Annotated in this window: 20 protein-coding genes; 15 read left to right on the plus strand and 5 right to left on the minus strand. The window is 43.4% G+C overall.

Going from position 1 to position 18,439, the window contains the following annotated elements:
- Positions 1-4 precede the first annotated feature (4 nt).
- Positions 5-331 carry a hypothetical protein gene (locus WCW66_02155; GenBank protein MFA6391545.1) on the minus strand — a complete coding sequence of 109 codons (327 nt, stop codon included), beginning with the start codon at positions 329-331 and terminating at the stop codon, positions 5-7.
- 176 nt (positions 332-507) lie between these two features.
- Here WCW66_02155 and ispH point away from each other — a divergent pair, with 176 nt between their 5' ends.
- The 14 genes from ispH to WCW66_02225 all read left to right on the plus strand — a co-directional run bounded on the left by ispH (position 508) and on the right by WCW66_02225 (position 12,553).
- Complete coding sequence (gene ispH / locus WCW66_02160; protein MFA6391546.1) at positions 508-1,443, plus strand: 4-hydroxy-3-methylbut-2-enyl diphosphate reductase; 936 nt, start codon at positions 508-510, stop codon at positions 1,441-1,443.
- 9 nt (positions 1,444-1,452) lie between these two features.
- Positions 1,453-2,382: an FAD-dependent oxidoreductase gene (locus tag WCW66_02165; protein ID MFA6391547.1), complete on the plus strand. Its 930-nt coding sequence runs from the start codon at positions 1,453-1,455 to the stop codon at positions 2,380-2,382.
- A 17-nt stretch (positions 2,383-2,399) separates the two neighbouring features.
- Complete coding sequence (locus WCW66_02170; protein MFA6391548.1) at positions 2,400-4,625, plus strand: FecR domain-containing protein; 2,226 nt, start codon at positions 2,400-2,402, stop codon at positions 4,623-4,625.
- Positions 4,626-4,740: 115 nt separating this feature from the next.
- Positions 4,741-5,265, plus strand: coding sequence for a transcriptional repressor (locus WCW66_02175; GenBank protein MFA6391549.1), 525 nt, complete (start codon positions 4,741-4,743; stop codon positions 5,263-5,265).
- A gap of 69 nt (positions 5,266-5,334) precedes the next feature.
- Positions 5,335-5,580: a ferredoxin gene (locus tag WCW66_02180; GenBank protein ID MFA6391550.1), complete on the plus strand. Its 246-nt coding sequence runs from the start codon at positions 5,335-5,337 to the stop codon at positions 5,578-5,580.
- 94 nt (positions 5,581-5,674) lie between these two features.
- A complete protein-coding gene (locus WCW66_02185) occupies positions 5,675-6,244 on the plus strand; it encodes a ribonuclease H-like domain-containing protein (GenBank protein ID MFA6391551.1) in 570 nt (189 codons plus the stop codon).
- Between the two features lie 8 nt (positions 6,245-6,252).
- Positions 6,253-6,996: a Fe-S cluster assembly ATPase SufC gene (gene sufC, locus WCW66_02190; GenBank protein MFA6391552.1), complete on the plus strand. Its 744-nt coding sequence runs from the start codon at positions 6,253-6,255 to the stop codon at positions 6,994-6,996.
- Positions 6,997-7,515: an HD domain-containing protein gene (locus WCW66_02195; GenBank protein ID MFA6391553.1), complete on the plus strand. Its 519-nt coding sequence runs from the start codon at positions 6,997-6,999 to the stop codon at positions 7,513-7,515.
- Positions 7,515-8,924, plus strand: a complete 1,410-nt coding sequence (sufB, locus tag WCW66_02200; GenBank protein ID MFA6391554.1) for a Fe-S cluster assembly protein SufB — start codon at positions 7,515-7,517, stop codon at positions 8,922-8,924. The genes WCW66_02195 and sufB overlap by 1 nt, the downstream gene beginning before the upstream one ends.
- 34 nt (positions 8,925-8,958) lie before the next feature.
- The gene (locus WCW66_02205) at positions 8,959-9,576 is read left to right on the plus strand and encodes a SufD family Fe-S cluster assembly protein (GenBank protein MFA6391555.1); all 618 of its coding nucleotides are present in this window, start codon (positions 8,959-8,961) and stop codon (positions 9,574-9,576) included.
- A 1-nt stretch (position 9,577) separates the two neighbouring features.
- Positions 9,578-10,801: a cysteine desulfurase gene (locus WCW66_02210; GenBank protein MFA6391556.1), complete on the plus strand. Its 1,224-nt coding sequence runs from the start codon at positions 9,578-9,580 to the stop codon at positions 10,799-10,801.
- Positions 10,798-11,172 carry an SUF system NifU family Fe-S cluster assembly protein gene (locus WCW66_02215; GenBank protein MFA6391557.1) on the plus strand — a complete coding sequence of 125 codons (375 nt, stop codon included), beginning with the start codon at positions 10,798-10,800 and terminating at the stop codon, positions 11,170-11,172. The genes WCW66_02210 and WCW66_02215 overlap by 4 nt, the downstream gene beginning before the upstream one ends.
- Before the next feature lie 61 nt (positions 11,173-11,233).
- The gene (locus WCW66_02220) at positions 11,234-11,815 is read left to right on the plus strand and encodes a superoxide dismutase (protein ID MFA6391558.1); all 582 of its coding nucleotides are present in this window, start codon (positions 11,234-11,236) and stop codon (positions 11,813-11,815) included.
- Positions 11,816-12,037: 222 nt separating this feature from the next.
- Complete coding sequence (locus tag WCW66_02225; GenBank protein MFA6391559.1) at positions 12,038-12,553, plus strand: peroxiredoxin; 516 nt, start codon at positions 12,038-12,040, stop codon at positions 12,551-12,553.
- 54 nt (positions 12,554-12,607) lie between these two features.
- On the opposite strand, the gene WCW66_02230 is transcribed toward WCW66_02225, so the two are convergent.
- The 4 genes from WCW66_02230 to WCW66_02245 are packed head-to-tail and all read right to left on the minus strand — an operon-like array spanning position 12,608 to position 16,631.
- A complete protein-coding gene (locus WCW66_02230) occupies positions 12,608-12,844 on the minus strand; it encodes a heavy-metal-associated domain-containing protein (GenBank protein MFA6391560.1) in 237 nt (78 codons plus the stop codon).
- Between the two features lie 17 nt (positions 12,845-12,861).
- Positions 12,862-13,926 (minus strand): sulfite exporter TauE/SafE family protein, encoded by a 1,065-nt coding sequence (locus WCW66_02235; GenBank protein ID MFA6391561.1) that lies wholly within the window; start codon positions 13,924-13,926, stop codon positions 12,862-12,864.
- 4 nt (positions 13,927-13,930) lie between these two features.
- Entirely contained in the window at positions 13,931-16,168 is a 2,238-nt protein-coding gene (locus WCW66_02240; protein ID MFA6391562.1) for a heavy metal translocating P-type ATPase, read from the minus strand.
- Entirely contained in the window at positions 16,161-16,631 is a 471-nt protein-coding gene (locus WCW66_02245; GenBank protein ID MFA6391563.1) for a metalloregulator ArsR/SmtB family transcription factor, read from the minus strand. The genes WCW66_02240 and WCW66_02245 overlap by 8 nt, the downstream gene beginning before the upstream one ends.
- Positions 16,632-16,788: 157 nt before the next feature.
- Here WCW66_02245 and WCW66_02250 point away from each other — a divergent pair, with 157 nt between their 5' ends.
- Positions 16,789-18,138: an adenylosuccinate synthetase gene (locus tag WCW66_02250; GenBank protein MFA6391564.1), complete on the plus strand. Its 1,350-nt coding sequence runs from the start codon at positions 16,789-16,791 to the stop codon at positions 18,136-18,138.
- Positions 18,139-18,439: the final 301 nt, after the last annotated feature.

The raw sequence follows: 18,439 nt of genomic DNA on the forward strand, positions 1-18,439 counted from the left end.
TAAACTACCCCCGTGTGCTTTTCCCGTTCCAGTCACGCTGCCATTCGTGGCGCTTGTCTTCCGGAATGTCATCCGGCGGTGTGATGATTTCCAGCTGTTCCACCGGGTGGTGCAGGAAGGTGTCGTGGCCATCCGCAATGATGTGGCAGAGATGCTTGGTGGACCCGGCACAGCCGAGGTCAAACAGCCTGCCGTCAAGCAGACGGACCATATGACGCGTCGAACCGCATCCTTCATGATCCCAAACACCGGGATTCCTCGGAACGATCGCATTCAGCGGACTTCCGGGTTTGATCAGAATCCCGCAGACTTTGATTTTCAACTGAGACATAATTTCCCTCCCCTCAGAGCCAAGGTACAAGGTTGCCAGTCTGTAGTATATTTATAATAGATATTTTGTCAACCCCGTTAGAGTCAATAACTCTAACGGGGTCAATATGCGGAACCTTGTTTTTATAGGCATAATTGGTTATAATACATAATGAAATAAAGGAATTTAGATACATTATGAAAGTATTTATTGCCAGGCCAAGAGGATTTTGCGCGGGTGTAGCGCGGGCAGTGGAAGTAGTGGAATTAGCCCTAGAAACATTCGGCCCACCAATTTATGTCCGGCATGCTATTGTGCACAACCAGCATGTTGTGAATGACCTCGAAAAGAAAGGGGCCATTTTTGTTGAAACGCTTTCAGAAATTCCAAGAGGCAGTAGGCTAGTATTCAGTGCGCATGGAGTATCCCCGCAGGTTCGGGCAGGGGCAAAAAAAAGAGAGCTTGATGTTATTGACGCAACCTGTCCCTTGGTAACGAAAGTTCATCTGGAGGCGATAAGGTTTGCCAAAGAAAACTACTCAATTGTTTTGATCGGTCATAAGGGGCATGTAGAATTAATCGGGACAGCCGGTGAAGCACCCGATAATATCTATATAGTTGAAACGGAAAAAGATATAAATGAATTAATAATTCCGGATGAATCCAAAGTTGCTGTTTTAACCCAGACAACACTGAGTGTAAATGATACGAAAGGATTACTCGATATTTTAAAGAAAAAGTATCCAAGCTTGAAAGAACCGCCAAGGCAGGATATTTGTTATGCGACTACTAACCGACAAGCAGCAGTAAAAAATATTGCTAAGTATTGCGATGTAGTATACGTGATCGGCGATCCGGAAAGTTCAAATTCGAACCGACTGCGCGAGGCAGCAGAACAAACCAATATCCCGGCCTATTTAATCCAAAGCAGTTCTGATATAAAACCTGAACAGATAAGTGGTGTTAATGCGATTGGTGTTACTGCCGGTGCATCTGCTCCGGAACATCTGATTGAAGAAGTTATCGCATATCTGAAAAGTCACGGTGCTGATGATGTACAGGAAGTGGAAGCGGTCAAAGAAAATATGAAATTTCCGCTACCCCGCGAACTAAGTTCCAAGCTTAAAAATTAATATACAACCATGATTTATGATTTGATAATAATTGGCGCATCAGCTGCTGGCATATCTGCCGGTATTTATTCCGCCAGAAGAAACCTGAATTTTTTGATAATTTCCAAGGATATTGGCGGAGAAGTGGCGAGGTCCGGTGAGGTTTGGAATTATCCAGGTTATCCGCAGACAGACGGAGTAGCTTTAAGCGAAAAATTTAAGGAGCATATCCTACTAAATAATATTACACCGGAAACAGTGGTTACGGTTAAGGGTGTCAGAAAAGAGGATGGTAAATTTTATGTTGATGCGAGCAAGAACGGTTCAGATATTACATATGAAACAAAAAGCGTGATCGTGGCAACCGGCGTGGAACCACGGCATTTGGGAATCCCCGGTGAAGAAGATTTCAGAGGCAAGGGAGTAACCTATTGCACAACCTGTGACGGTCCGTTATTTCGCAATAAGGTTGTCGCGACAATTGGCGGTGGTAATTCCGCCCTGGAATCCGCGTTGATGCTTTCTGAAATCGCAACCAAAGTTTATCTGGTGAATCGTAATGAAGCAATGTCGGGTGAAGGCGTGTTGATTGATAAAGTAATGGCTGCCAAAAATATTGAACTGATTACCAACGCGGAAACAACAGAAATAATCGGCGAGCAAATAGTTAAAACGTTGAAATATAAAGACAGAAAAACGGATGAGGAAAAAGAATTGGCTGTCCAGGGAATATTTGTTCACATTGGGAACATCCCGAATTCCGGCATGATTGATATTGTAGAAAAAAATAAATTCGGGGAAATAATGGTTGACCGATTGGGCAAAACAAATGTTGCCGGAATATTTGCTGCGGGAGACGTCACAGATATACCATACAAACAAATTGCCATCGCGACCGGAATGGGCGTCGTTGCCTCCCTTTCGGTTGTTGATTATTTGAATAAATTAAAAAATGATTAAACATTGATCACATATCTATGATAAAAAAATACACAAATATAATAATAATCGCAGTTATTGCAGTAATTGCCGGCGTGGGAATATATTGGTATTCACAATACAGTACAGAGGAAATTTATGTTGATGCTTCATTGTCTAATGATAAGCAAACAGCGCTTGCAGCAACGCTTGCTTATCAGCAGGGTGATGTTATGGCGCAAATTGATGCTGCTGAATGGGGAATTGTGGAAACGGATACAGTCTTGCATGAAGGCGATGCCGTCAAGACCGGCCTTGATAGTAAAGCGATTATTGAACTGGAGAACGGTGATGTATTACGGTTAGGCTATTCGACAGAAATATCGCTGACTAGCCTGAATGAATCCGGTGTGCTGATAAATCAGGTTTCCGGTGCCAGTTATAACCGGGTGACAAAGAATCTCGCCCGCACATATAAGGTCCAAACAGATGATGCAACAGTAGAGGCTTTGGGTACGGCATTTAATGTTGTTAAGACACCGGAACAAATGGATGTTACAGTAGTGGAAAGTAATGTAAACGTTATTACTGATGTTAATAAACAAGCATTGGCAGAAGGTAAACGGGGATCAATTAAGAATAAAGAAATTGAAATTTCGGACATCGATCCGGAAACCCTGAAAAATGATTGGTATACCTGGAACAAGGAAGAAGATTCCAAAAATGACGATAGTCTTGGAGTACTGGAGCCGTTTGCCGGTCCGGATGTTATAATCACAAATCCTGTTGACGTTACGACAGTAACAAATCCCGGAGTAACCATTACCGGGACAGTATCCGATGTCAGCGCCAAAATATCAGTTAACGGAACGGAAATAGCTAACAATGATGGAGCGTTCAGTCATGCAGTAATATTAGTTGCCGGTAAAAACATGTTTACGGTAATTGCAGAAAACAGTAGCGGGTATAAGACAGTCAAAGAAATTAAGGTAATTTATCAGGCAGCATCATCGGCAACCCCGATTAAACTGGAAGCAGCAACCGAAGACGACGGTGTTCATCTTTCTTGGAGTAAGTCGACCGGATCCACATTCCAATATTACAAAGTAGTGCGTTCGGAGAATAATGCTAACCTGAACTTTCCTGATGACGGATATATTGCAGCTTTAGTAATCGGCGAAGAATCTTATACGGATAAAGATGTGTCAGAAAATGGAACTTATTATTACCGTGTTTGTGAGGTAATGGCCGGCGATCAGGTTTTCTGTTCTAATGTCGCTCATATGAAGGGTAAAAAGGCACAAGAGCAAGAACAGGAACAGGAGCAGGAGCAAGAACAGGAACAGAACAATGAACGGGTTGGCATATTTCTTTCCGGTGAAGCTAAAACCGGCGGAATATTCTTGGAGTGGGAAGTTGAGAATATGACCATCTCAAACGGTTTTAAGGTGGTTAAAGGTACTTCCGCCAATCCGGTCTACCCGGGTAGTGATTATAAACTGATTACTGATAATAATCTGACCAGCTACGCTTGGGATTTAACCGATGGAAAAACATACCATTTTCGAGTATGTGAGTATGATGGTTCCGGATCGTGTCTGGTTTACAGTAATGATATCAAAGTTACTGCCACGGGCGGTTCCGATGACGAAGAAGATTCCGAAGGTTCAGCATCTGTAATATCTGTAACAGCAGAAGAAACCGGTGTGGGCATTTGGTGGACGGATACTTCCGCAAATCCCGGATTTAAGTATTATAAAATTGTGCGATCGGAGACCAATCCAAATTTGAGATATCCAGAGGATGGCTATATTGCAGTAAAACCGGAAGATGATACAAGTTATCGGGATTTTTCCGCGGTAAATGGCACGAGTTATTACTACCGCATCTGTACGGTAGGTGACACTACTTTCTGCAGTAATGTTATCCAGGTTACAGCAATCAATAATAATGCCGTACCTTCAGCAGTTACCCTATCGGGCAGTATTGATGAAGGTAAATTGACTTTGAGTTGGACCAAATCGAACGAAGCGGACTTTAAGTATTACAAACTGGTATGGTCCAAAACCGATTCTACTCCGCAGTATCCAACTGACGGATATATAAAGGCAATTTCCAACATTGAATCATTAAGTTATGAGGATGAAGGTGATAAATCCGGATCGCGCACCGAAGACGAGAATTTAACAGAAGGTACTCATTATTATTCAATTTGTGTAGTTGATCAGGCAGATCAGGTAAAATGTAGTAACACGGTAACACTGACTGAAGGGGAAGTGCAGTAGAATTTGTATTTGGAATTAATATAGGCGAGAATGCGCATTCTCGCCTATTTAGTATTGATTTGACATCGTCCTCTATCAGTAGTATGTTAAATAGTAATCATTCCTAATAAGCATTATGGTAAACAGCAGCAAAATAACCAGATTAACCGCCCAGAAAAAAGCGATTTTAGGTAGTATACGCGATTTTTGGCCGATTCATCCTTCTTCGCAAATGGTATATCAAAGGGTCAAAAAAACTGTACCCAGCATCTCATTAGGGACGGTCTATCGGAATCTCAATTCACTGCGCGAAGGCGGTTATATTGAAGAAATTGTCATCCACAACGAACCCAGTCGTTACGACAGCCACGTTGACGCGCATCTGCATTTCAAATGTGATGATTGCGGAGAGTTATATGATATTGATAACCCCAGCCTGTTAAAAAGCCATACTAAGCGATTAAAAGACCAGGGGTTTATTGTACAGCGGTCCAGTATCATGTTCCAGGGATTATGCCAGAAATGTTATAAAAAGGCAGATCAAATCAGTCAGTCAGAATGCGTGGCGCACGGCAAAATAGAACCGCATGTGCATAAAAATAATTCATCCTGTAAAATTTGCGGTTTTCAGGAAGAGTGTTCTTACCATCCGAATAAATAAAGCCTTTTGCGTTGACGGCAGTGGCAATTTGTTATAGAATTAAAGGGAAATAATCCTTAAATAAAGTATATGGCAGAAGAAAAAAAAGCCACGCCGAAAATTGCGAGAATTGAAGTCGACCGCGATGCGTGCATCAGCGTAGCCAGTTGCGTAGATATCGCACCGGAAGTATTCGAGCTTGATGACGAGGGAAAAGCAGTGGTCAAAAATGCAAAAGGCAATCCAGATGATGTTATCTTAGAATCAGCCCAGTCCTGCCCGGTAAACGCGATCATCCTTTATGATGAAGCAGGCAATAAAATCTGGCCCGTCTAGCCGACGAGGCTGGTCGGAATAATTAGGTATCATCCGATTAATCATCTGATTAGAGAAGGAATTTCCTTCTTTAATCTTTTTTATCAGAAAAAACATGAAAGAAATAGTATTAGACATTGAGACACAAACCGGATTCGGCGCCGGTGGCCGCAATAATAGAGATATGAAAATTTCTCTGGTCGGTATTTACCGCTATGAGACAGATACATATGAAGCGTTTCTGGAAAATGAATTGGTCAATCTCTGGCCGATCCTGGAACATTCCACGCGAATTATTGGTTACAATCTGGATGGTTTCGACATGCCAATTTTAAACAACTATTATCCGGGTGATATTACCAAGATACCAACACTCGATATCATGGATGTGATTTACAAAGTACTGGGTTTCCGGGTGAAGCTTGATGACGTAGCTAAAGCTACACTCGATGTGGGAAAATCCGGAACCGGCTTGCAGGCAGTTACTTTGTTTAACGAAGGAAAGATTGAAGAGCTGAAAGATTATTGTCTGCAGGATGTGCGATTAACCCGTGATATTTATGAATATGGCAAACAAAACGGAAAAATATTTTATGAAAGCAAAATGAGTAAGGGAGAAGTGAAAATAAATTTTACTCCTCCGGAAAACCAGACTCATTCTATGAACTTAACCTTACCAATCTAATGAAAAAAATGTTTTCAATCAAAAATCTAAAAATATCCGTTGATGATAAAAAGATTGTCAAAGGGATAACCTTGAATATTCCAAAGGGGGAGATCCACGCTTTGATGGGACCGAACGGTTCCGGCAAGAGCACACTCGCGCAGGCGGCAATGGGCCATCCGCGCTACCGGATTGATGCCGGTAATATTAAAATAAACGGCAAAGAGATTTCCAAATTATCACCGGACAAAAGAGCGCGCGCGGGGTTGTTTTTATCCTTTCAGTATCCGAGTGAAATACCGGGCGTCAGTCTCCTGAATTTTTTACGCACAGCGTACAATCAGGTAAAGCGCACGCCAAAGAATCCGATCACCTTTGCGGATTTCAAAAAGCTGGCAAAGGAAAAACTGGAACTGCTGCAAATGGATCCGGATTTCCTGACCCGCTCCATTAATGAGGGATTTTCCGGTGGTGAAAAAAAACGCGCGGAAATACTGCAATTGGCCATATTAGAGCCGGAATACGCTATTTTAGATGAGACGGATTCCGGATTGGATGTGGATGCTTTAAGGATCGTGGCGGAAGGGATTAACGTCGTGCGTAAAAATTCCAAAACAGGGTTGCTGTTGATTACCCATTATCAACGAATCTTAGAATATATTACACCGGATGTGGTGCATATCATGGTTGACGGAAAGATTGTAAAGACCGGCGATGCTAAATTGGCAAAACAGATTGAGAAAAACGGTTACCGGGGGATAATAAAAAAATAAATGTACTTACCGACTCAAAAGCAGTGTTTTGATCTTTGGGATAAATATCAAATGCCGGAACATATTAAACGGCATTCAGCAACGGTAACTCAGGTTGCGGATACTGTTACTCTATATCTTGAAAGTCAGGGAGTTAAAATCGATAAAATTTTAGTTAATAGAGGTGCGCTGTTACATGATATTGCAAAAATAATAGCTGTGAATGAAAATCGTGAACGTGAACATGCAGAGATGGGTTCGGAAATTGCGGTCAGGGAAAATCTCGGTAAGGAGATCTCGGAAATAATTCGCAAGCACTATATGAATACATTTAATGATCAATGCACTTTGGAAGAATTAATCGTCAATTATGCCGACAAAAGAGTTGCACAGAATAAAATTGTTTCTTTGGCGGAAAGATTTGATTACATTTGTAAAAGATATCCTCGAGCTATTCCCGACATTATCAATAATCAGCAGAAATATTTTGAATTTGAAAAAGAATATCAGATTGACCAACTGGATTTGATGGAAAAATAATGAAGAAAAAAGTTCAAACAAAAAAAATCGTTTCAGATAAATACAAATTCGGGTTTGCCATGCCGGAAAATTTTGTGTTCAGGACACGCAAGGGTTTGGATGAGGAAGTGGTTAAAGAAATTTCCTGGCATAAAAAGGAGCCGGCTTGGATGACGGCACTTAGACTGAAAGGTTATGAATATTTTAAGGCGCGTCCCCTACCGAAATGGGGCGGTGATCTTTCGAAACTGAATTTTGACAATATTTATTATTACATCAAGCCGACGGAAAAACAGGCTCGCACCTGGCAGGATCTGCCGAAAGATATTAAAACCACTTATGATCGGATTGGCGTTCCGGAAGCGGAAAAAAATTTCCTGGCCGGAGTCGGAGCACAGTATGATTCTGAAGTGGTCTATCATTCTTTGCAGAAAGAGCTGAGTAAACAGGGAATTATTTTTGTCAGCATGGATCATGCATTGCGTGATTATCCTGAATTGGTAAAGAAATATTTTGGTACTATTATTCCAGTCAATGATAATAAATTTGCCGCGCTCAATACGGCAACTTGGTCCGGTGGGTCATTTATTTACGTCCCTAAGGGTGTTAAGGTTAAACTGCCGCTTCAGGCATATTTCCGAATTAACGCGGCTAATATGGGCCAGTTTGAAAGAACTTTGATTATTGCTGATGAGGGAAGCTATGTGCATTATGTCGAGGGTTGTACGGCGCCGATTTACTCCACCGATTCACTGCATTCGGCTGTTGTCGAGATCGTGGTCAAAAAAGGAGCGCGGGTCCGGTATACCACCGTGCAGAACTGGAGTAATAATGTATATAACCTGGTGACCAAAAGAATGCGGGTGGAAGAAGAAGGAATCGGCGAATGGGTGGACTGCAATTTAGGCTCAAAACTGACTATGAAATACCCCAGCTGCATTTTGGTAGGTAAAAAAGCCCGGGGCGAAATTCTTTCCATGGCGTATGCCGGAAAAGGACAGCATCAGGATGCGGGCGGGAAAATAATTCATGCGGCACCGGAAACCTCCGGCCGGGTAATCTCCAAATCAATCAGCCAACATGGTGGGCGGACGTCTTACCGCGGACTTTTGCAAATGACACCCAGAGCAGACCGGGCTAAAGCCAAGGTCGTTTGTGATGCCTTGATATTGGATCATGATTCTCGTTCCGATACCTATCCCGATATGAAAATCAATAACCAGAACGTCCAGGTGGAACATGAAGCAACCGTTTCTAAAATCGGTGAAGACCAGCTTTTTTATCTGATGAGCCGTGGACTAGATCTGGCATCAGCTGAGGCATTAATTATCAACGGATTCATTGAACCGATTGTAAAAGAACTGCCTTTGGAATATGCGATTGAAATGAACCGCTTAATTCAAATGCAAATGGAAGGGAGTGTCGGATAATGGATAATGAAAAATGTATAAATTATAATTTATAATGAAAAAAGAGCGAATTATAATTGATTATCTTGGGAAGAATAAGAACGTATCCGTTTTCGTAAAAAAGGGGGAATCTTTAATTTACATTTTACTGGGCTTTAAATCCGGAGATAAAAATATTACGATCAATCTGGAAGGTGACGGTGCGGAAGCCAGAATCTTGGGAGCGATTTTGGGTTCTAAGGGAAAAACGAATATTAATACTTTCCAGCACCATCGCGCGCCGAACACAAAAAGTGATCTGCTGATTAAAGGTGTATTTCTGAATCAGACCAGTTATCAATATGAAGGCTTGATCAAGATTGATCCGAAAGCTCAAAAATCCAACGCGTATCAGAAGAATAATAATCTGCTACTGAGTGATCAGGCGCATGTTGACACCAGTCCTAAGCTCGAGATACTGGCGGATGACGTCCGCTGTACGCACGGAGCGACTGTTGGTAGAATAGATGAAGAGGAACTGTTCTATCTGATGAGCCGCGGAATTTCGAGAAAAGAAGCGGAAAAATTGGTAATCAGCGGATTCCTAAAAAGCATCGCTAGGGATTTGAGTGATCAAAAGACCAGGCAGAAGATTGAGATTGTTTTAGATAAGGAAATAAGAAAACTGTTATAAAATGCCGGATATCACAAAGGTAAAATTAGATTTTCCGATTTTAAGCCAAAAAATGAACGATCAGCGTTTGGTTTATCTTGATAATGCCGCAACAACCCAAAAACCAAAAAAAGTTATTGATGCAATAACAGAATTTTATGAAAAGTATAATGCCAACACGCACCGGGGGATTTATCAGCTGAGCGAAAAGGCGACTGCTATGTATGAAGATTCCCGGGAAAAGGTGAGAGCATTCATCGGCGCGGAAAAAACTGAAGAAATAATTTTTACGCGTGGAACAACCGAGTCAATCAATCTGGTGGCTTATTCCTGGGGTAGGAAAAACATTGAAGCGGAAGACGAAATATTGCTGACGGAAACGGAACATCATTCCAATATTGTACCATGGCAATTGCTGGCAAAAGAAAAAGGGGCAGTAATAAAATATATTCCGGTAGATAAAAATGGCAAGCTGAATTTGGATAATATTGACCAATATTTCACGAAAAAAACCAAGCTTCTGGCGCTAATCCATGTTTCCAACGTGCTCGGTGTCGTTAATCCGATCAGGGAAATAATTACAAAGGCGCATACTAGTGGTGTGCCGGTTTTGCTAGATGGCGCGCAGTCAACTCCGCATATGCCGGTAAATGTCAGGGAGCTCGATTGTGATTTCTTTGCTTTTTCCGGGCACAAAATGCTAGGTCCGACGGGAGTTGGCGTATTGTATGTGAGAGAAGATATTCTGGAAGAAATGCCCCCGTTCTTATCCGGCGGCAATATGATCCGGGAAGTGACCATGGCGGAAACAAAATTTGAAGACCTGCCTTTAAGGTTTGAAGCGGGGACAATGCCGATCGCACAGGTGATCGGGCTCGGTGTGGCGATTGATTATCTGAAATCAATCGGTATGGAAAATATCTGGCAGCATGAACAGGAAATAGTAAACTATGCTTTAGCAAAGATCAGAGCGATCAGCGGAGTCACCGTATATGGGCCGGAAGAAACGGTTGAGCGTAGCGGTGTGGTATCTTTCGCGATTGACGGTATTCACCCGCATGATTTAGCATCTGTTTTAAACGAAGCCGGCGTAGCGATCCGGGCCGGGCATCATTGCGCCCAGCCACTACTCAGTGCTTTGGGAACGGAAGCAACAGCGCGCGCCAGTTTTTATATCTATAATGACCAGAAAGATGTGGATCAATTAGTGGATGCGATTAATCAAGCGATTAAAATATTAAAATGAGCATCTCGGATATTTATCGCGAAGAAATTATCGATCACGCGAAAAATCCGCGTAATTACGGAAAACTTGCTGATTTTGATTTTGAACACAAGGAGAATAATCCGGTCTGCGGGGATACAATAACGTTTCAGCTGAAATTGGACGGACAAAAAAAGGTAAAAGATATTGCGTTTGAAGGCAATGGCTGTACAGTTAGTCAGGCCGCAACTTCCCTGCTTTTTGAATCGGTTAAGGGAAAGACGGTTAGAGAAATTAAAAAATTATCACAAGCTGATGTGCTGGATTTACTGGGCCTCGACAATATTACTCCTTCGCGGGTAAAATGTGCCCTGCTTTCCTTGGAAGCATTAAAGAATGGGATTAAACAATAAACCCTATCATAAGATTGATAGGTTAGAATATAGTAGCAACTCATAAATTAACCAAAAAAATATGAAATACGAATTACCAAAACTTAATTATTCATACGATGCGCTAGAGCCTTACATCGACAAGGAAACGATGGAAATCCATCATTCTAAACATCACCAGGCTTATACGGACAACTTTAACAAAGTCCTGGAATTGCATCCGGAATTATCGGAGATGTCGGTTGAAAAACTGCTGGCGGACGTTAATAATTTGGAAATTGAGGAGAAGGACAGAAATGTAATCCGCAACCACGGCGGTGGGTATTATAACCATAAATTGTTCTGGGAAATTATGGATCCGGCCAATACTAAAGATGCGGCATTAGTTGCAGATTTGGAAAGAGATTTCGGTTCTGTGGATGCGTTCAAGGAAAAGTTTAATGAAGCGGCTAAATCCCAGTTCGGTAGCGGGTGGGCATGGCTCGCGCGAAATCCGGAAGGCAAACTGGAAGTTTATTCCATGCCAAACCAGGACAGTCCGCTGCAGAAAGGGCATACGCCGATCCTGCTACTTGATGTCTGGGAGCATGCTTATTATCTCAAATACCAGAATAGAAGACCGGAATACATTGAAAACTGGTGGAAAGTAATTAAATTAATCTAAACTTGTAAAGGAAAAAATATGCATCATAATGAAAAAGAATGCGAATGCACGGGAGACTGTGCAGAAAACGGCGAATGTAATTGCAAAGAAACTGGTGATGATTGCTGCAATGAAAACAATTCAGGCGTTTGTGATTGTGATTCAGACGATTGTTGCGAAGACAATGGCGCGTCAGGATGTGATTGCGATGAGGCAGATGACTGCTGTTGTGATGGGGGCAATATACAGGTCAACAAACCCGCTCCGGGATTTACGCTGGAGGGGATTGATAAAGAGGGTGTTAAGAAATATGGTCTAAGTGATTACAAGGGAAAATGGCTGGTGTTGTATTTCTATCCGCTCGATTTCACCTTCGTCTGCCCGACTGAAGTAACCGAGTTTTCCAAAAGGTTGAAAGAATTTGAGAAACTCGATACCAAGGTCCTGGGGTGCAGTACGGACAGCGTGCATTCACACAAAGCATGGTTGAAGGAACTGGGTGACCTCGGCTACCCACTGCTTAGCGATATGACACACGAGGTAAGTAAAAGGTATCAGGTTCTACTTGAAGATGAAGGAGTCGCACAACGCGGATTATTCATCATTGACCCTGAAGGTGAACTGCGATACCAAGTAGTTCATGATTTCGATGTCGGACGCAATGTTGACGAAGTTTTGAGAGTATTAGAAGCTTTGCAAAACGGTGGTTTGTGCCAAGTCGGCTGGAAACCGGGCGATAAAACGTTGAAAGAGAAATAATTGCTGCAATTAAAAAATCCCGCTCTGAAAGAGCGGGATTTTTGATATGTATGATTATTCCTGGGCGGTATAACCGGCCTTTTTTATTTCAGCGGACATTTTCTCCGGAGTAACCTTTTGCGGATCGTAAATCACTTTGGTTATCTGTTTGGCGTAATTTGTGGTGCTTTCCAGTACTCCGTCAAGTTCTTCCAATGCGCCGTCAATATTCATAGCACAACTGGGGCAATGCATGCCGGATATCTTGAATTCTATTTCGGTACCTTCTTTTTTTGGTTTCGAATTGAACATATATTTCGGTTACTTAATTAAATAACTTCCATTACTCCGGTGTACATGCCCATCGAGCAGGCGAAGACGAATTTACCTTTTTTCTGCGGTGTGAATTTAAAGGTCTGGGAGTCGGTCGGGTCCAGCAGTTCATAAATTTCAAATTCTTTGAAAGTAAAAGCGCTGGCACAGGAATAAGTATCCTCAGTTTTTACCGTTAATTCTACCGGCACTCCCGCCTGCACCTTGAAACGATTGGGACTGTAGCCGTTATTTTCCACATCAATTGTAATTCTTTGCACATTTTCCGAATCCATCAGTGACGGATCTGATAACGTAGCAAAATCCACCGGCTCTTTTGATTCATCAAATAATGCAAGTTTAATCCGCTGCCAGGAAATCGGCGCATCCATTGCCTGCAAAGCCCCATTAATTCCGTAAAGAGACATGAATATCAGTAATACGGCGGCGAATTTCATAAATTTTATTTGCATAGAGCCGGAAAGTTTGGCGGTAACAATTCCGATTAAACCGAAGACCGGCGCGGTCCCCAGAACAAACATAAACATTATTAATGCACCCATAACTGGGCTACCACTGTTAATTGCTAATACTTCCATCGCTTGAGTAACACCGCAGGGGATAAAGATCGTAAAGAATCCTAATGTAGCGGGTGCAAAAAAGTAATTAGCCCTGCTGGTTGAACGCACCCAGCGTTGCATAAATTTCGGCGGCTGGAACATGACAAACCGGAACATCGGGTGGACATTTAATAGATTCAGCGCAGTTGCCAGCATAAACAGGGCGGCCAATATCTGGAAAGTAATTCGTACGCCAAAACTTAGTGTCAGTACGGAACCTAATGCGCCAAGTAAAAATCCTAAAATTGTATGGGAAATCAATTTAGCGGAAAGGAACATCACTACGGGCATGACATTGTCCCTATGTAAAATGTTTTGTGTTTTTTGCTTTAATTCTTGATTATCCTGATTTTCTTTTCTTTTTTGATTGGCGACCACTGAAGCAAGCAAGCCTCCTTGCATCGCGACACAGGAGATTCCACCCGTTGTCAGTCCGGTCAAAAATACTAGCCAAAGGTCCATTTGTTTATTCCTTAGTTATCTGTTTAGTTAAAGATATTGTTTTTAAACGCAAGGCATTGGTCACAACCGAAATACTGGAAAAGGCCATTGCCATGCTGGCTAGCATTGGATTTAAACGAATGCCGAAGAATGGAAATAAAATTCCCATGGCAACCGGTATCAGCAAAATGTTATAGCCAAACGCCCAAAGCAGATTCTGACGGATATTATTCATGGTTACTCTGGCAAGTTTTAAAGCTTTTGGCACTAATAGAAGATCCCCCCGCAATAGCGTAATGCCGGCGGATTCAATCGCTACACCTGTACCCTCATCCATTGCAATGCCGATGTCTGCTGTTGCCAGCGCCGGTGCATCATTTACGCCGTCACCAACCATAGCGACAACTGCGCCCTGACTTTTCCTCTTTTTCACTTCCTGCTCCTTATCTTCTGGAAGCACCTCCGCGCTGAATTCATCGATCTGGAGCGTTTTGGCAATTGTCTGTGCCGTATTATAATTATCACCTGTAATCATTACTGAATTGATTTTCATCGCTCTTAGTTGTCCGATTGCAGCTTTGGAGTTTTCTTTTGGAGCATCTGAAATATCAAATCTGATTTTTATTTCATTATCAATTGCTACAAAAACCAGCGTACCATAATCAACCTGTGTCTCCATAATTTTTGACGGGTCAGATATATTTCTCTCCCGCATTAACTTGGCGGTTCCAATCAAGACTTGTGAACCGTCAACAGTAGCGGTTACTCCGCGACCTGGCAGATCTTCAAAATTTTCCACTTGCTGTGCTTTTTTTATTCCCAATTCTGCCAGATAATCAACAATAGATTTGGCTAAAGGGTGCTGTGACAGTTCTTCTGCGGCCATTGCTTGCGACAAAGCGAAATTTTTTTGTTCGTGCTCTAATCCGGAGGCAGAAACCAGATTGTTTACCTCCGGCTTGCCGACGGTTAGTGTCCCTGTTTTGTCAAAAATTACCACAGAAACTTTTTTAGCCGCTTCCAGTATTTCCGCGTTTTTAATTAAAATTCCGTCCCGAGCCCCTCGTCCGATGGCAACGGTCAGGGAGGTGGGGGTAGCTAAACCCAGTGCGCACGGACAGGCGATAATCAGAACAGAGATCATACTGACCAGTGCATTGGGTAGTTTGGGGTCCGGTCCGAAAATAATCCAGATAACAAAAGTAATTATGGAAAGCCCGATTACAATCGGTACAAAGTATGAGGAAATCTTATCCACCAATTTTTGAATCGGCGGTTTTGACCCCTGTGCCTGGCGCACCATGTTAATAATTTGCGACAACCTGGTTTTTTCACCGATCTGCTGAGCTTCCATCTCAAAAGCTCCGGAAGAGTTGATGGTGGCGGCAAACACCGAATCCCCGGATTTTTTTTCTACCGGCATGCTTTCCCCGGTCAACATGCTTTCATTAACTGCGCTGCTGCCGCTGATTATTGTGCCGTCAATGGGAATTTTTTCGCCCGGCTTAACCATTAATACATCTCCGATACTTATACTATTAACCGGCACGTCTTCCCATTTATTATCTCTTTTTACGTGGGCAACCTGTGGTTGGAGCTGCAACAGTTTTTTTATCGCATCTGAAGCCCTGCCCTTAGCGCGTGATTCCAGATATTTTCCAAGTAGTACTAATGTCAGAATAGCAGCTGAGGTTTCAAAATAAACATGGTCATCAATACCTTTGTCCATTAAATAACTTGAAAATAGTAGAACAATCAGTGAATAGCCGTAAGCAACAGACGTTCCCAATGCAACCAAAGTATCCATATTGGTTGTTTTGTTCTTTAGCGCAGACCAGGCACTGCGATAAAACCCGGAGCCAAGCCAGATTTGAATCGGTGTGGCCAACGCAAGCATTACCCACCGGTTCATCAAAAATTCCGGCGCGCCGGGTAGCATCGCGCCAATAATTAATCCTAGTGAGAGAATACTGCCGAATATAATTTTCTGTTTCAGCGATTTTAATTTCTCTTCATGTTCGTGTTCTGTTATCTCTTCTTCTTTTTCTTTATCCAAAATGGCTTTATAACCCAGTGAGCTGACGATTTCAGCGATCTTTGATTCATTAATCGTATTTGGATCATAATCTAGATAGGCCTGCTCGTTGGCATAATTAACTGATGCGTCTTGGACACCGTCAGCTTTTTTTAGTTTTCTCTGGATATTCATCGCACATGATGCGCAGTGCATTCCGGAGACATGAAAATCAATTGATTTAGACATATTTTTTGGGATTTTTTAAAAATTCTTTTTTACAACCCGAAGCGCAGAAATAATAAGCGGTTCTTTTATAATATCCGGAAAAAGCCGTGTGCCTTGGTAATACTTTCATTTTGCAAACGGGGTCAATGAATTCCGGAACAGCCGGTAGGGCAGAGTGGTTAATTACCGTTTTTTCCTGTGTCCGGTCGGCAAGGATTCTTTGAATGGAATCCAGCACCTTAATAAATTCGGGGTGGGAGATGCAATATTTTATTTCTTTGCCGTTCCGCTCAGTAACTACTACACCCTCGCGGCGCAGTACCTGCAGATGCTGACTGATGTTGGCCTGGCTGATTCCGGTCATTTTTTTCATTTCCGACACGGTCAGGCAGTGACTACGCAAAAGCTGCATTATTTCAATGCGTTTAGTGTTTTTTATCGCCTCGATTAATCGGGCGTATTGCGTGTAATTAATGTTAGACATATTCATAGTTTTGAATATATCATCACATTAAATCTCTGTCAAATGGGGTAGCTTGGGTGACGTCACCCAAGCTACCCACTGCGTTTGACTCAATTCAGATGTTTTTGTAAGATGATAGACCGTTTTAGTGAGGATTTTCGGACCAGGGGAGGGTTATATGCCTATCGACACGATTTGTGGTCTCCAACGGGGAGACGAAGGCAAGGGCGCGATCGTTGATCGCAAACTGGCCTCAGGTAAGTACACCTGGAATGTCCGTTTCCAGGGAGGTGCCAACGCTGGCCACACTGTGAAGGCTGGTGGAAAGAAGTTGATTCTGCACCAAATCCCTTCTGGCGTCATGCACGAGCGGGTCAGGCTGGGCCTCGGTCAGGGCATGATTATCGATCCGTTCGGTCTCCGCGATGAAGTCGAACAGCTTCGGGTTATGGACATCGATGCGACGGCGCGACTGTGTGTTTCTTCCGGTGCCAAGATCGTCTGTCCGTGGGACAAGCTCCTGGACGGCGCGATCGATCGCGTGCGAGCCAAGGCTATGGGCATGCAGGTCGCGGAGGGCGGCGGCGTCGGTACTACCAACCGCGGGATCGGTCCCGGCTATGCTAATGCGGTGTCACGGGACGGCATCACGGTGGCGCAGCTGGTCCGGCCGAACGTGCTCTTCAATCGGATCAAAGTCGTGGTCCCGGTGATCAACTGCATGATCCGCGGTGTGCGCCAGGAGCTGGATTTATCGGAAGAGCAGCTACCGGAGTACACTGTTTCCGGTGCGTTTGAACAGCTCGCTCCGATCGGCGAATGGATGTCGCTGATTGCGTATCCGCTGCATGAACTGCTGCGGGTTGCACTTATGGAAGGTGAATTCTTACTCGCAGAGGGCGGACAGGGTTATTTCCTGTCCAACGACTGCACTGTGAGCTATCCCAGCTGCACTTCCTCGATCACGACGGCCAACGCCGTTTTCTCGGGGCTCGGACTCGAACTGCGAAGAAGCTGGATCGGTAGCACGATCGGCGTGGTCAAGGCGTACCAGACGGCAGTGGGTAATCATCCGATGCCCACCTACATCGGCAACGAGTACCAGGAGCGTATCCAGCGGATCGGTGGCGAAATCGGCGCGTCGACCGGCCGGATACGTGACTGCTGCTGGCTGAACGGTTTGGAGCTTCGCGAGGCTGCTCAGTTTTGCGACGTGATCTACGTCACCAAGCTGGATGTGCTGTCCGGGATTCCGCTGATTCCGATCGCAACCGCCCTGCATCCTGACAACCATGCTCCGAATCATCCAGTGCTGACCGATCTCCCGCAAACCTGGGAGGAGTACATGCTCTGCCAGCCGATCTACGGCATCAACGTGACCGGCTGGAACGAGGACATCTCCGGCATTCGCAGGATTGCCGACTTGCCGAGCAGTGCGCAGGAATACTTGGCTACGATTGCCAAGATTGCGTCCAGGATGGTCATCTGCGTCGGTGTCGGTCCTGAACGCGAGCAGTTCTGCGTTTAGCAGCTCTTTTGGGAGGTAGTGGGGAGTGTATGCACAAGCATCCTTCCCATTTTTTTATTCAAAAGTATTCTTAACTGCCGAAAACTATAATTTATTTGGTTTCTGAAGATGCACTTTATGGGACTTTTTTAAAGCTATTTGACATTGAATTATGGATAGGAGTATTATAAATCCACGTAAACAAAAACCAAAAAAAATTAGAAACCTTCGCAGCTATGGGGTTATTTTTTTCCGCCCATTTTACAAAAATACGTTTAAAAATGTGAAAAGTGGGGAGTTTTGACAGATACTATATTTTGTG

The sequence above is a fragment of the Patescibacteria group bacterium genome (assembly GCA_041664365.1).
GTDB lineage: Bacteria > Patescibacteriota > Patescibacteriia > UM-FILTER-42-10 > UM-FILTER-42-10 > JAHJEX01.